The following is a 13409-nucleotide window of genomic DNA, read 5'->3' as shown; positions in this document are numbered from 1 at the left end:
AGTCCGATGAGCCAGGCGGCACAGAACCTGAACTGGTTGATCACCAGTTTCGTGGACCAGACCCCAGGGGTCTCCCATACGGTTGTGGTCTCTGCCGACGGCCTGCTGCTGGCGATGTCCGAGGGATTCCCGCGGGACCGTGCGGACCAGCTGGCCGCGGTGGCCTCCGGTCTGACCTCGCTGACCGCGGGTGCCTCCCGCATCTTCGAGGGCGGCCACGTGAACCAGACCGTCGTGGAGATGGAGCGCGGCTTCCTCTTCATCATGTCCGTCTCGGACGGATCCTCGCTGGCCGTGCTGGCGCACCCGGAGTGCGACATCGGCCTCGTGGGCTACGAGATGGCCCTGCTGGTCGACCGTGCGGGCAATGTCCTCACTCCCGACCTTCGTGCGGAATTGCAGGGCAGCCTGCTCAACTGACAGACAGGCATGCGGGCGCGTCTGAGTACCCGTAGGGTGCTCAGACGCGCTACCCAGCTGGAGGAGGACCCGTGGCAACGCCCCCAGGCGGAGATCAGTACGGCAATCACCAACAGCAGCCGCCCCTCAAGCGGTTCAACTTTCCCTCGGCGCCGAGCCAGGAGCCATCCCCTTCCTACGGAGGGGGAACCCCAGGTCCCGGTCCCATGCCGTCGCACCGGCAGCCGAGGATCCAGCCGTACGAACCCCCCCAGGCGCCACCGCCACGGACGTCCCAGGCCGCCGGCCGTTCCAAGCCGCCGTCCGGTCTGGTCCGCCCCTATGCCATGACCGGCGGCCGAACCCGGCCGCGCTACCAGCTCGCCATCGAGGCGCTGGTCAGCACGACCGCCGACCCGGCGCAGTTGCGGGGTCAGTTGCCGGAGCACCAGCGGATCTGCATCCTCTGCCGGGAGATCAAGTCGGTCGCGGAGATCTCCGCGCTCCTCTCCATCCCCCTCGGCGTCGCCCGAATCCTCGTCGCCGACCTGGCGGAGGCCGGGCTCGTCGCCATTCACCAGCCCGGTGGCGACGATGCCTCGGGCGGACAGCCAGACGTGACACTGCTCGAAAGGGTGCTCAGTGGACTTCGCAAGCTCTAGCGGTCCAGCTCGCTCAACCACCTCGGCGAAGATCGTGGTGGCGGGCGGCTTCGGCGTGGGCAAGACCACGTTCGTCGGTGCCGTATCGGAGATCAACCCGCTGCGTACCGAAGCCGTGATGACCTCCGCCTCGGCGGGCATCGACGATCTGACCCACGCGCCGGACAAGACCACGACCACCGTGGCGATGGACTTCGGCCGTATCACCCTGGACGAGGACCTGATCCTCTACCTGTTCGGCACGCCCGGCCAGGACCGCTTCTGGTTCATGTGGGACGACCTGGTCCGCGGTGCCATCGGCGCCGTCGTCCTCGTGGACACCCGCCGGCTGGCCGACTGCTTCCCGGCGGTCGACTACTTCGAGAACAGCGGTCTGCCCTTCGTCATCGCCCTCAACGGCTTCGACGGGCACCAGCCGTACAACCCGGAGGAGGTCCGCGAGGCCCTCCAGATCGGCCCCGAGGCGCCGATCATCATCACGGACGCCCGGCACCGCGCCGAGGCGAAGAGCGCGCTCATCACGCTGGTCGAGCACGCCCTGATGGCGCGCCTGCGGTAGCGGCTCCCGCTCCCCGCACGACGCGAAAGGCCCCGCACATCATGTGCGGGGCCTTCGCGTTTCCTTCATATTCGGTCAGCAACCGCTCGCACTCGTAAGGTGTTTGGTAAAAGAGAGGCGGAAGAACCGCTTCTTGCGCCGGAGTCGACGGGGGTTGCTCATGGGCGTCGTACTGCCGGACGAACTGGCCTGGTTCCTCGACCTGATCGGCATCATGTGGCCGAACGTGGACGAGGACGACTACCGCGAAATGGCCGCGGCCCTCCGGGAGTTCGCCGACGACGTGGACCACGGCGGCGGCGGCCTGCACGAGGCCGTGGCCGGCCTGCTCGGGGCGACCGAGGGTCCGGCCGTCGATGCCTTCAACGCCCACTGGAACAAGGTCGGTTCACACCTGGGCAACCTCGCCGATGCCGGCCGGCTCGGTGCGACCGCGCTCGACGGCGTGGCCCTGGTGATCGAGGGCGCCAAGATCGGCGCGGTGGTCCAGCTCGGGATCCTGGCGGTCGAGCTCATCGCCGCCCAGGCCGCCGCGCCCTTCACCCTGGGCCTGTCGGAACTCGGCGCGGCGGGCGCCACCCAGGCGACCCGCATCATCGTCAAACGCCTCTTCAAGGAGGCCGCCCAGCAGGCGCTCGACCAGGTCATCGGCCTCGCGACGGGCCCGGTGTACGCGGCCCTGGGCAACATGGCCGGCGACCTGGCCATCCAGCTCGGCGCCAACGCGCTGGGCATCCAGCACGGCGTGGACCTCGGCCGTGCGGCCGACGCGGGCAAGGACGGCTTCCAGCAGGGCGTGGAGGACGCCAAGCACCAGGTGAGCGGCGGCAAGGACGGCAGCTTCGTGCTGGCCAGCGCCGGAGGCGGCGGGGGCGGCGGCGGCGGGGGCGGTGGAGGCGGGGGCGACCAGATACGCCACGACGAAGGCGCTTACGACGACTTCGACGCCTCCGTCGGCAACCACGGCGAGGAGATGAAGTCCCGGGGCCGTGACAAGCTCCACCGCGCCCGAGGGCACCACTCGAGGACGAAGGGCAAGGGCGGGGAACTGACCCAGGCCGCCGAACAGTTCATCGAGACCGTCATCACGGGCGTGGGCAACGGCCTGGACAGCGCCGCGTCGCACATCACCGGGGACATGCGACGCGGCGTGCGCCAGATGCACAGCAACCACAAGGACAACGACGAGCGCACCGCCGCCGACCTCGTCGGCCTGCACAAGACCCACTCGGCCGGGCAGCTGCAGAACTTCGGTGACAAGACACCCGTGTACCTGGTCGACGAGCACGGCACCGTGCACCGGCTCGGCTTCGACGGCAACGATCCCACCGGAATCTCGCGGACCAAGGCGGACTCGGCGAACGATCCGCTGGTCGGCAGGCTCATCGACGGGGGCAACCCGCTCCCCGGCCACCGCAAGAGGTCGGTCCCGCTGGGCCGCACTCCCCCCGGCAAGGAGGGGCCCCGCAAGCGCTCCGAACCGGTGGAGGCCGGGAGCACCGATCTGTCCCGCGCCACCCAGATGGCGCGGCACGCCCTCGGGGACTACGGCAACCGCAACTACGCGGCGTTCCGGATCAAGGACGGTGACAACGAGTTCATCCTGGTCGGCCACAGCACCGACTCGCGGCACTCGGAGCGCGTGCTGGGCATCCCCCTCATACGCGGCGGGACCGGGGACGGGGTGACCGAGGCCTACACCGAGCGCGCGCCCTGCCGGACGTACCCGTACTACTGCGGCGAATGGCTCCAACGCCACCTCCCGGAGGATGTCCAGGTGTCGCACAGCTTCGAATACGGTGAGAACGCAACGGGTGCGACGCCCGAGGAACTGAAGCGGAACCGGGAGGCTTCCCAGGCCCGCGGGAACGACGCCCTCAACGACTACACCAACCGGCTCGGCCGCCACCGGCGCTGACGTCACCGCCGCCGCGACGGCCGTTCAGAGGAGACATGATCAGCACCGTCACCCACGACACGCTGGTGCGGACCTTCGGCGCCGACGCCGTGGTGCGCCTGCCGGAACAGGCACAGGCACCGGAGCTCTCCCACGTCCCCACGCGCACCTTCCTGGCGGACGTCGGCCTGCCCCTCGTCGAAGGCGCCTTGTTCGAGGTCGTCGACGACCTGGGCGGCGGACTCACCCCGCTGCTCGACGAGTACGGCGAGGAGGAACTCGCCGCGTTCGGACTCGGCCCGGACGCCGTGCGCCACTGGTTCTTCCTGGGCGAGGCCGCCTGGAGCGCCCTCGCCCTGGACGGCGCGTCGGGCCGCGTCCTCGCGCTGCACGGCGAGCTCGGCGAGGCCGAACCCGTCCACACCGACCTGTCGGGCATGGCGTACGCGATGCAGGTCCTCGCCGTGCGGCGCCCGGAGTTCACCACCAAGGGCGGCGCGAACCAGGATCTGGAGGCCGTACGACGCGCGGCCGCGGAGGTGCGCCGGGAGATCTCCGAGGCCGACCCGCTGCCCTTCGCCCGCTCCGAGGGGCTGTGGCACGCCGTGATCGAGGACATCTGCGGAGGCATGTGGTGACCACGGGCGAAGGACTCACCGGGCGGTTCGGCGCCGAGGGTGTGCGCCGGCTGGCAGAACTCGTCCTGCCGCTGCAGGTCGGCCCGTACTTCCGCACCGGCACCGCCGATCCCGTCCCGCTGGGCGAGTTCGCGCGCTCCGTCGGCGCGGAGGTCCGGGGGGAGGGCCAGGACACCTGGACCCGGCTGGGCGACGACAGGGGCTACGAGCTGTGCGTGGACGCGCAGGGCGCCGTGCGGGCGGTCCTGCTCGGCTACGACGAGCCGACCCGGTTCGTCGGCGGTTCGGCCGCCGCCTTCGCGCAGGGCCTGCTCGAACTGGATCTGGCCCTGGGCGCGATCGCCGGGACGGACGACCCCGCCGAGGCCCGGGCGGCTTTCGGCAGGCTGGAGGAGCGGCTGCGCGCGCTGGACGAACCGGCGTTCGCCGACCGCGAGAACTGGTGGCCGCTGGTGCTCGACGACATCCGGGACACCGCGAGCGTGCGGTGGTTCGCGGCGATGGAGGTCGTGGACGCGGGCGGGGAGAAGAAGATCTTCACCCAGGCGAGCGGCATCTGCGTTCACCCGGAGGAGCGGCTGTGGGCGTCCCTGGGGGCGGCGGGGGTCGAGCCGGAGCAGGTGACGGCCGTCCACACCGATCTGGAGGCGTGTTTCCTGCCCGGGCACTACTGCGCGATGTGGCTCGGCGACGTCTTCCCGGACGCTCGGCTCACCCACACCTTCCCGTACGGCGAGGACGCGGAGTCCCGGGCGGAGGGCCTGCGCCGGCTGCGCGGGAGCGCGGACGCGTGACGGCGCCCGGCGACGCGGCCTGGCCGCCGCTCGACGACGCCCTGGTGCCGTCCGGGCGCGCGCTGCTCGACTGGGCAGCCGACGGAACGGCCCCCCGGCTCTGCCTGCTCACCGGTGGGCGCGGCGGCGGCAAGAGCAGGCTCCTGGCCTGGTACGTCACCGGCTCCGGTCCCCATCCCGCGCTGCGCGTGCACGCGCTGGTGCCCGCCGCGGGGCTCACGGCCGAGGTGTTCACCTGGGAGATGGGCCGCCAACTCGGGTACGGCCCGCTCGACGCACCGGACGTCCTGCGCAGGCTGGCCCGCGACGCACGGCCGGTCCTGCTCGCGGTTCCCGATCTGCACCAGGCGCTCGGGGCGGCTCCCGCGGAGATCGTCGGCGGGCTGCTCGGGCCGCTGCTGCGCCTCCCCCACGTACGGTTGATCGTGGAAGCGGCGGACTCCGGCACCGTCGGCCGGCTCGCGCCGTTCCGGGAGGTGGCGCTCCCGGGCGCCCTCTCCGCAACGGAACCGGCGATGGACGGCGAGGAGTTGGCGGGGCTGCTGGCCTCGGTACCGGCCGGGCCCGCCGGCAGCCCCGACTGGGAACGGGCGCCGGAAACGGTGCGTGCCCGGGTTCTCGGCCTCGCCCTGGCCACGGGCACCGCCGGCCGGCTCACCGGTGACCCGGGCTTCCTCGTCCACGGTCCCGCTCCCGCGATCACGGCCGCCCTGGCGGACTCCCGCACCCCCGCCCCGCCGGGGCTGCGTGCCGTGTGGCGCCGCGCCGCTCCCGCACTCACCGGGCTGGGTCTCACCGGTCCCGAACGGGCCGCCGTCCTGCACGCGGCCGCGCTCGCCGACGACCCGAAGCTCGCCGCCTACCTCGCCCCCCTGGCCCGCGGGCACTCCTGGACCGCCCGGTGGGCCTCGCCCGAGCCGGTCACCGCGCTGACCCTGGGCGGCGACGCGCTGCTCACCGCCGACCCGGTGGGCCGGCTGCGGCTCCTCGACCCGGCGACCGGCGGCGTCCGGCGGGGCGTCCCGGCCGATCCCGCCGTGCGGCCGGTCGCCGCGGTCTCGCTCGCGGGGAGCGTGCTCCTCCTGGACGGCAACGACTTCCTGCACCCCGCGGGTGACGTCTCCGTCGCCCTCTCCCGGATCGCCGACGTCCACAACCCGGCGGCCGCCGCGCCCACCGCCCTCGCCGCCTGCGGCCGCCACGTCGTCGTGGGCGACGCCGGGGGCCGCGCCCATCTGTGGGACGTGGACGCCCACGACCGGGGCGCCGCGGGCCGCACACTGCATCCCGCCCCGGTCACGGCTCTGGCCCTCCTGGAGGTACCGGCGCACGACCTGACCTTCTGTCTGAGCGGCGGAGCCGACGGAACACTGCGCCTGTGGGAGACGGGCACCGACCCGATGCCCGAACCCGTCGACCGGCGCGAGGCGGTGGTGACCGCTCTCGCGGCCTCCGACACCCCCGCGGGACCCATGGTGGCCGCGGCCTGGTCCGACGGTGAACTGCATCTGTGGAACCTCTTCGAGGCGACACGCCGGGTCCTCACCCCGCCGCACCGCGCCGCGGCACTCGCCCTCGCCGGCGACGGCACGCTGTTCGTCGCCGGAACGGCGGGGATCGCCGCGCTGCACACGCGACGGGAGGCGTCGTAACGGCACGGCCCGCGCCTCCGCCCAACGGCCCCGCAGCCCCCCACAGCCCCGCGGGGCGGCGCCTCACGACCCCCGTCACTCGCGCCGCGAGGCGGTGGCGCCCCCTCCACACGACGGCGGCGCGGCACCCCGAGGGGTGCCGCGCCGCCGTCGTACGGGACCGGAGGGTCAGCTGCGCCAGCTGTGCGGCGCGCTGAAGCCGGACTGCCGCTCCAGGCGGCGCCAGCCGGCCGTGGAGCGGGGCTTGACGTAGTCGGTCGCGTCCTGGCCCTGGGCCGCGGCGCGGGCGAGCAGGACAGCGGTGAGGGCGGCCAGCTCCTCGTCGCTGGCGTGGCCGCGCTCCACGCGCACGAGGGCGGCGGAGGTGCTGTCGGCAGGGGTGCTCACGGGGTTCGTCTCTCCCTTACTGGGGCGGGTTGCCGTGCTTGCGGGACGGCAGGTCGGCGTGCTTGGTGCGCAGCATCGCGAGCGAGCGGATGAGGACCTCGCGCGTCTCGGCGGGGTCGATCACGTCGTCCACCAGGCCGCGCTCGGCGGCGTAGTAGGGGTGCATCAGCTCGGACTTGTACTCCTTCACCATGCGGGCGCGCATGGCGTCGGGGTCGTCTGCCTCGGCGATCTGGCGCCGGAAGATGACGTTGGCGGCACCCTCGGCGCCCATGACGGCGATCTCGTTGGTGGGCCAGGCGTAGGTGAGGTCGGCGCCGATCGACTGGCTGTCCATGACGATGTACGCACCTCCGTACGCCTTCCGCAGGATCAGCGAGATCCGGGGCACGGTCGCGTTGCAGTACGCGTACAGCAGCTTGGCGCCGTGCCGGATGATGCCACCGTGCTCCTGGTCGACGCCCGGCAGGAAGCCGGGGACGTCCAGAAGGGTGATGAGCGGGATGTTGAAGGCGTCGCACATCTGCACGAAGCGGGCCGACTTCTCGCTGGCCTCGATGTCGAGGACGCCGGCGAGGGAGGCGGGCTGGTTGGCGATGATGCCGACGACCTGGCCGTCGAGGCGGGCCAGGGCCACGATGATGTTGGTCGCCCAGCGCTCGTGGATCTCCAGGTACTCGCCGTCGTCGACGATCTCCTCGATCACCTGGTGCATGTCGTACGAGCGGTTGCCGTCGGCCGGGACGATGTCCAGCAGGACGTCGCCGCGCCGGTCGACCGGGTCCGCGGCGGGGACCGACGGGGGGTTCTCGCGGTTGTTCTGCGGCAGCATCGACAGCAGGTAGCGGACCTCCTCCAGGCAGGTCTGCTCGTCGTCGTACGCGAAGTGCGAGACACCGGAGACCTCGGAGTGGACGTCGGCACCGCCGAGGCCGTTCTGGGAGATCTTCTCGCCGGTGACGGCCTGGACGACGTCCGGGCCGGTGATGAACATCTGCGAGGTCTCCCGGACCATGAACACGAAGTCCGTCAGGGCCGGGGAGTACGCCGCGCCGCCGGCGCAGGGGCCGAGCATCACGGAGATCTGCGGGATCACACCGGAGGCGCGGGTGTTGCGCTGGAAGATGCCGCCGTAGCCGGCGAGCGCGGAGACGCCCTCCTGGATGCGGGCGCCGGCACCGTCGTTGAGCGAGACCAGCGGCGCACCGGCCGAGATGGCCATGTCCATGATCTTGTGGATCTTGCTGGCGTGGGCCTCGCCCAGCGCGCCGCCGAAGATCCGGAAGTCATGGGCGTACACGAAGACGGTCCGTCCGTGGACGGTGCCCCAGCCGGTGATGACGCCGTCGGTGTACGGCTTCTTCGCCTCCAGGCCGAATCCGCTGGCGCGGTGCCGGCGCAGCGGCTCCACCTCGTTGAAGGAACCCTCGTCGAGCAGCAGCTCGATGCGCTCGCGGGCCGTCAGCTTGCCCTTGGCCTTCTGGGCCTGGGTCGCCTTCTCGCTGGGGCCGAGCCGGACCTGCTCGCGGATGGCGTGCAGCTCCGCGACGCGCCCGCGGGCGTCATTCGCCGGCTGCGCGGCCTCTTCGGCCCCTTCGGCCTCGGCGGGCTGGGTCGGCACCTCGTCCAAAACGCTCATGCCATCGACCATACGAGCGGGGGGCCGCCAAAATCGGCGTCGACTTCGTACAGTGTCCGGACCCGCTTCATGGAGCATCTGGACAGAACCAACACAAGAAAGGCCCCGCACGTCGCGTGCGGGACCCATTCTTTGTAGCGGTCGTCCACCCGGACACGGCCGGATCGCTACCTCCCGGACACCGCCTCGGCCAGCGCAAGGACACGCCGGGCGTCATCCACATGGAGGTTCTCGATCATGCGGCCGTCGACCGTGACCACCCCGCGTCCCGCGGCCATGGCCTCCTCGAATGCCTCGATGATGCGCCGTGCCTTGTCCGCTTCCTCCTGCGAGGGCGCGAAGGCCCTGTTGCAGACCTCCACCTGCCCGGGGTGGATCAGGGTCTTGCCGTCGAAGCCGAACTGCCGGCCCTGGACGCACTCCGCCTCGAAGCCCGCCATGTCCCTGACGTCGTTGTAGACACCGTCCAGAATCGCCTTGCCGGCCTCGCGGGCACCCAAAAGAGCGAGGGACAGTCCGGTGAGCAGCGGGGCGCGGCCGGGGACGTGCTCGGCGTGCAGTTCCTTGGCGAGGTCGTTGGTGCCCATGACCAGGACGGCGAGCCGCTCCGAGGCCGCCGCGATCGCGCGGGCGTCGAGCATCGCGCGCGGGGTCTCCACCATCGCCCAGATGGCCGTGCTGTCGGGGGCGCCGGCCGCCTCCAGAGCGCGCTCGATGGCGTGCACGGTCGCGGCCGAGTCGACCTTGGGCACGACCACGGCGTCCGGCCCGGCCTCCGCCGCGGCCCGCAGGTCGTCCTCGTGCCAGGGGGTGCCGGGCGAGTTCACCCGGATGGTGACCTCCCGGTATCCGTACTCGCCGGAGGCGGCGGCCGCCGCGACCCGCTTGCGCGCGTCGGGCTTGGCGTCGGGCGCGACGGAGTCCTCCAGGTCGAGGATGAGCGCGTCGGTGGGAAGGGTCTTGGCCTTCTCCAGGGCCCGCTCGTTCGCGCCGGGCATGTAGAGGACGGAGCGGCGCGGCCGCAGGATCGCGTCGGTCATCGGTTCTGCTCCTGCTCCTTGTACGCGGCCTCGTAGGTCTCGGCCAGCTCCGGGTCACGGGCGGCCAGGGCCTCCGCGAGCTCGACGACGACATGGCACTGCTTGACCGTGGCGTCGTCCTGCATCTTGCCGTCGATCATCACCGCGCCGGTGCCGTCGCCCATGGCGTCGATGACCCTGCGCGCCCAGGCCACGTCGGCCGGCGCCGGGGAGAAGACCCGCTTGGCGATGTCAATCTGCACCGGGTGCAGGCTCCACGCGCCGACGCAGCCGAGCAGGAAGGCGTTGCGGAACTGGTCCTCGCAGGCGGTGGTGTCCTTGATGTCGCCGAACGGGCCGTAGTACGGCAGGATCCCGTGCGCGGCGCAGGCGTCGACCATGCGCGCGATCGTGTAGTGCCACAGGTCCTGCTGGAAGGTCAGCCGGGGCAGTTCCATCTCCCCTTCTGTGCCCAGGAGGCCTTTGGGGTCCTCCCGCACGAGGTACCCGGGGTGCCCACCGCCGACGCGGGTGGTCTTCATACGGCGGCTCGCCGCGAGGTCCGCCGGGCCGAGGGAGATGCCCTGCATCCGGGGGCTGGCCCCGGCGATCTCCTCGACGTTCGCGACGCCCGTCGCGGTCTCCAGGATCGCGTGGACGAGGATCGGCCGCTCGATGCCCGCCTTGGCCTCCAGTTGGGCGAGCAGCCGGTCGACGTAGTGGATGTCCTCGGCGCCCTCGACCTTGGGCACCATGACGACGTCGAGCTTGTGGCCGATCTCCGCGACCAGGGTCAGCAGGTCGTCCAGCGCCCAGGGTGAGTCGAGGCTGTTGATCCGGGTCCACAGCTGGGTGTCGCCGAAGTCGTGGGCCTTCGCCGTGGCCACCAGGCCGGCCCGCGCGGCCTCCTTGTGGTCGGCGGAGACGGCGTCCTCCAGGTTGCCCAGCAGGACGTCCACCGTGGGGGCGATGGCGGGGACCTTGGCCGCCATCCTCTCGTTGCTCGGATCGAAGAAGTGGATCATCCGCGACGGCCTGAACGGCACTTCCCGTACGGGGGCCGGGGCCCCCACGGCCAGCGGTCGGAAGAAGTCCTTCGCGGAACGCATGCGGTCTCCCGGGGTTCGAGGGTGGGGAGCGTACGGCGCTCACCCTATGATCCGCGGACCCGTCGCGTTACCGGTCGGTACGTGTGCCGTTGGTCACCGGGTGTCCACCGGGTGCAGACGGTAGGTCAGGTCGGGCTCCCCCTCCTCGTTCCCGGTGCCCGCGCTGCCCGGGACCGCGCGGAAGCCGTGCCGTTCGTAGAACGCGCGTGCCGCGGTGTTGCGTTGGAACACGTGGAGCGAGAGTGGGCCGTCCGGGTGGTGCCGCAGGACCTCGTCGAGGAGCGACGCGCCGATGCCCCGTCCGCGCGCGTCGGGGCGCAGGTAGAGGTGCTCGAGCCGGCCGCCGTCGAGGGCCGCGAAACCGAGCGCGGCACCGGTGACGGCCTGCTCGGCCACCCACACCCGGCACTGCTCCAGGACGATGTTCGCGATCCACCACCGGGTCTCCTCGTCGCTGTGCAGCCGGGGCAGATAGGGCATGGCCGCCGCCCTGGAGGCGAGGAAGAGCGCGGTGATCGCGTCCGCGTCCGAGGCATCGGCGGGCCTGATCCGTATCCCTGTGTCATCGGTCACGCGAGGAAGGTACGCCCGGCGCGGGACCGTGATCGAATGGGTTTCCCACCGCTTCCCGGAAGGACGTGCACCATGGCCGCCGCGACCGTGCACTCGCTGACCTGCTACCCCGTCAAGGGCTGCTCGGGCGTGCCCCTGGAGCACGCCGAGGTCACCGCGACCGGGCTGGTCCACGACCGTACGTTCATGGTCGTCGACGCCTCCGACGGCAGCTTCCGCAGCCAGCGCACGCTGCCGCGGATGGCGGTCGTGCGCGTCGAAGTCACCGACGACGGGAAGCACTTGGCGCTGTCCGCGCCCGGTGCCGGGGAACTGTCGGTGGAGGTGGCGCACGAGGGCCCGCTGCGCGAGGTCAGCATCTTCGACCGGCCCCAGGGACCGGCGGTGGACCAGGGCGAGGAGGCCGCGGCGTGGTTCTCCGAGGCGCTGGGCGTGCCCTCGCGGCTGGTCCGGGTCCGCCCCGGCTTCGACCGGGACGGCTGGGGCGAGCACCCCGGCAAGGTCAATTTCGCCGATGCCCACGCCCTCTCCGTGGCCTCACTGGCCTCTCTCGACGACCTCAACCGGCGCATCGTGGAGCGGGGCGCCGCCCCCGTGCCCATGGACCGCTTCCGCCCCAACATCGTGGTCGTGGGCTGGACCGAGCCCCACACCGAGGACCGGGTGCGGCTGATGGACGTCGGCGCCGTCCGCGTCGGCTACTCCGTGCGCGCCATGCGCTGCTCCGTGCCGATGGTCGACCAGGCGACCGGCCGCACCGCCGGCCCTGAGCCGGTGCGCTCCCTGGCGGGCTACCGGCGCGAGCCGGAGTACGGCAACAAGGTGAGCTTCGCGATGAAGGCGGCGGTCCTCCGGCCCGGCACGATCGCGGTGGGCGACCGGGTGGAGGTGCGGGCGTGGGCGTGACCCGCCCTGGCCGCTGCTGCGCCGGGGCCGCGACGGGATCCTGGTGCTGGACTCGACGGCTGCGGTGAGCCCGCCGTAGAGGCGCGGGACCGCCCGCGGCTCGGCCGGGACCGAGCCGCGGGCGGTTCACCCGGCACGGATCAGCAGCCGCCGCAGTTGTAGTACAGGACGTCCCAGTGGTTGCCCTCGTCGGCGTAGACGTTGCCCGAACCGGACCGGTACTGGGGAGCGCCGTCACCGCGCAGGCCGATGTAGGTGAAGGCGCTGTGGATGTAGTTGGTGACGCAGCTGTTCTTGCCGTAGTCGAGCTTGTAGCCGTTCCAGTGCGAGTAGGTGCCGCTCGCGTGACCGGTCTCGGTGCCTCCGGTGATGTTCAGGGCGCAGCCGGTGGCGCCCTTCAGGGTCACCGCGCCCTGGGCGGTCGCCTGGTTGAGCTGGTCGAAGGACGTGCAGGTCGCGTTGTTGCGGTTGGAACAGCCACCCGACGAGGACCAGGTGATCCCGGCGTTGCGGAACATCGTCGTGGCCTGGGCGTGCGTCAGTTTGGTGACGGCGTAGGCGTCGTGGGACGCGGCCAGGCCGACGCCGGGGGCGAACAGCACTCCGAGCGCGAGAACGAGCGCGCTCAGGAGGGAGCGGACCTTCATGGGGGATTCCTCCTGCTGGGGACCGTGCTTCCGGTGGGGCGGCGGTGCAGGTGGAGCAGGAGGAGTGTGCCCGGCGTTCTACGCGCGTATGCACGGCACTTGGGGCCCGAGCGCGCGGGTCTCCGCCGGGGTGCCGGTCGTGCCGGTGGTGCTACCTGTCGTCGCAGGTGGCGTTGTAGCCGACGTTGTAGCCGTTGGAGTAGCCCGACCTGTACTTGGAGTTCGTGGTCTGCGGACTGTAGGAGTCGTAGTACGAGCAGGAGTTCCCGTCGAAGCGCCCGTCGAGCAGTCCGGCGTTGTAGCCCTGCTGGTACTTCGGGTCGTTCTTGCCGGGAGCCTGCTGCGCGGACGCCGTCGCGTGGTGCGACGCGTCCGCGGACGCCGTCGCCGGTACCGCCGACGAGAACGCCAGCGCCGCGGCCGCGACGAAGGGGCTGGCCAGCAATGCGATGTTTCGCTTGGCGCGCATGACTTTCTTCTTCCCTGGAATCTGGTACGCGCGGATGGTGCCTCGACCTGGCCGGGGCG

General features: G+C 71.8%; 15 protein-coding genes. 8 read left to right on the top strand and 7 right to left on the bottom strand.

Translation table 11 applies throughout. From position 1 onward, the window contains the following. Positions 1–6: 6 nt before the first annotated feature. From AB0F62_RS05940 to AB0F62_RS05910, 7 genes are all read left to right on the top strand, one after another. Entirely contained in the window at positions 7–420 is a 414-nt protein-coding gene (locus AB0F62_RS05940) for a roadblock/LC7 domain-containing protein (protein WP_018562059.1), read from the top strand. A 71-nt stretch (positions 421–491) separates the two neighbouring features. Continuing rightward, positions 492–1061 (top strand): DUF742 domain-containing protein, encoded by a 570-nt coding sequence (locus AB0F62_RS05935; RefSeq protein WP_361792627.1) that lies wholly within the window; start codon positions 492–494, stop codon positions 1059–1061. Then, a complete protein-coding gene (locus AB0F62_RS05930; protein ID WP_089224993.1) occupies positions 1042–1620 on the top strand; it encodes an ATP/GTP-binding protein in 579 nt (192 codons plus the stop codon). The genes AB0F62_RS05935 and AB0F62_RS05930 overlap by 20 nt, the downstream gene beginning before the upstream one ends. Before the next feature lie 160 nt (positions 1621–1780). Then, on the top strand, positions 1781–3538 hold the full coding sequence (locus AB0F62_RS05925; protein ID WP_361792625.1) for a nucleic acid/nucleotide deaminase domain-containing protein: 1758 nt from the start codon (positions 1781–1783) through the stop codon (positions 3536–3538). A 35-nt stretch (positions 3539–3573) separates the two neighbouring features. Continuing rightward, positions 3574–4155, top strand: a complete 582-nt coding sequence (locus AB0F62_RS05920; protein ID WP_361792623.1) for an SUKH-4 family immunity protein — start codon at positions 3574–3576, stop codon at positions 4153–4155. Then, positions 4152–4949, top strand: coding sequence for a nucleic acid/nucleotide deaminase domain-containing protein (locus AB0F62_RS05915; RefSeq protein ID WP_361792621.1), 798 nt, complete (start codon positions 4152–4154; stop codon positions 4947–4949). The genes AB0F62_RS05920 and AB0F62_RS05915 overlap by 4 nt, the downstream gene beginning before the upstream one ends. Continuing rightward, positions 4946–6601, top strand: a complete 1656-nt coding sequence (locus AB0F62_RS05910; protein WP_361792619.1) for a WD40 repeat domain-containing protein — start codon at positions 4946–4948, stop codon at positions 6599–6601. Before AB0F62_RS05915 ends, AB0F62_RS05910 begins: the two co-directional genes overlap by 4 nt. 168 nt (positions 6602–6769) lie before the next feature. Here the strand turns inward: AB0F62_RS05910 and AB0F62_RS05905 are convergent, their stop codons facing one another. From AB0F62_RS05905 to AB0F62_RS05885, 5 genes are all read right to left on the bottom strand, one after another. Further along, positions 6770–6988 (bottom strand): acyl-CoA carboxylase epsilon subunit, encoded by a 219-nt coding sequence (locus AB0F62_RS05905; RefSeq protein ID WP_089224994.1) that lies wholly within the window; start codon positions 6986–6988, stop codon positions 6770–6772. A 16-nt stretch (positions 6989–7004) separates the two neighbouring features. After that, positions 7005–8627: an acyl-CoA carboxylase subunit beta gene (locus tag AB0F62_RS05900; protein WP_361792617.1), complete on the bottom strand. Its 1623-nt coding sequence runs from the start codon at positions 8625–8627 to the stop codon at positions 7005–7007. A gap of 167 nt (positions 8628–8794) precedes the next feature. Next, positions 8795–9667, bottom strand: a complete 873-nt coding sequence (locus AB0F62_RS05895) for a CoA ester lyase (protein ID WP_361792615.1) — start codon at positions 9665–9667, stop codon at positions 8795–8797. Next, a complete protein-coding gene (locus AB0F62_RS05890; protein ID WP_361792613.1) occupies positions 9664–10755 on the bottom strand; it encodes a CoA ester lyase in 1092 nt (363 codons plus the stop codon). Before AB0F62_RS05890 ends, AB0F62_RS05895 begins: the two co-directional genes overlap by 4 nt. Before the next feature lie 93 nt (positions 10756–10848). After that, a complete protein-coding gene (locus AB0F62_RS05885) occupies positions 10849–11328 on the bottom strand; it encodes a GNAT family N-acetyltransferase (RefSeq protein WP_361792611.1) in 480 nt (159 codons plus the stop codon). A 72-nt stretch (positions 11329–11400) separates the two neighbouring features. Between AB0F62_RS05885 and AB0F62_RS05880 the strand changes: the two genes are divergently transcribed. Continuing rightward, positions 11401–12234 carry an MOSC N-terminal beta barrel domain-containing protein gene (locus AB0F62_RS05880; RefSeq protein ID WP_361792609.1) on the top strand — a complete coding sequence of 278 codons (834 nt, stop codon included), beginning with the start codon at positions 11401–11403 and terminating at the stop codon, positions 12232–12234. Between the two features lie 140 nt (positions 12235–12374). Here the strand turns inward: AB0F62_RS05880 and AB0F62_RS05875 are convergent, their stop codons facing one another. Together AB0F62_RS05875 and AB0F62_RS05870 are read right to left on the bottom strand one after the other, a co-directional pair. Beyond that, a complete protein-coding gene (locus tag AB0F62_RS05875; protein ID WP_361792607.1) occupies positions 12375–12881 on the bottom strand; it encodes a hypothetical protein in 507 nt (168 codons plus the stop codon). Between the two features lie 151 nt (positions 12882–13032). Beyond that, positions 13033–13350 (bottom strand): hypothetical protein, encoded by a 318-nt coding sequence (locus tag AB0F62_RS05870; protein ID WP_361792605.1) that lies wholly within the window; start codon positions 13348–13350, stop codon positions 13033–13035. Positions 13351–13409: the final 59 nt, after the last annotated feature.

The sequence above is a fragment of the Streptomyces sp. NPDC026673 genome (genome assembly GCF_040638135.1).
Taxonomy (GTDB): Bacteria; Actinomycetota; Actinomycetes; order Streptomycetales; family Streptomycetaceae; genus Actinacidiphila.
The sequence above is the reverse complement of the archived record's forward strand: the minus strand, read 5'-3'. Positions and strand labels throughout refer to the sequence as shown.

Coding starts and splice junctions, on each gene's coding strand:
- AB0F62_RS05940 (WP_018562059.1), top strand. CDS start 7: ATGAGCCAGGCGGCACAGAACCTGAACTGGTTGATCACCAGTTTCGTG.
- AB0F62_RS05925 (WP_361792625.1), top strand. CDS start 1,781: ATGGGCGTCGTACTGCCGGACGAACTGGCCTGGTTCCTCGACCTGATC.
- AB0F62_RS05920 (WP_361792623.1), top strand. CDS start 3,574: ATGATCAGCACCGTCACCCACGACACGCTGGTGCGGACCTTCGGCGCC.
- AB0F62_RS05900 (WP_361792617.1), bottom strand. CDS start 8,627: ATGAGCGTTTTGGACGAGGTGCCGACCCAGCCCGCCGAGGCCGAAGGG.
- AB0F62_RS05895 (WP_361792615.1), bottom strand. CDS start 9,667: ATGACCGACGCGATCCTGCGGCCGCGCCGCTCCGTCCTCTACATGCCC.
- AB0F62_RS05890 (WP_361792613.1), bottom strand. CDS start 10,755: ATGCGTTCCGCGAAGGACTTCTTCCGACCGCTGGCCGTGGGGGCCCCG.
- AB0F62_RS05880 (WP_361792609.1), top strand. CDS start 11,401: ATGGCCGCCGCGACCGTGCACTCGCTGACCTGCTACCCCGTCAAGGGC.
- AB0F62_RS05875 (WP_361792607.1), bottom strand. CDS start 12,881: ATGAAGGTCCGCTCCCTCCTGAGCGCGCTCGTTCTCGCGCTCGGAGTG.
- AB0F62_RS05870 (WP_361792605.1), bottom strand. CDS start 13,350: ATGCGCGCCAAGCGAAACATCGCATTGCTGGCCAGCCCCTTCGTCGCG.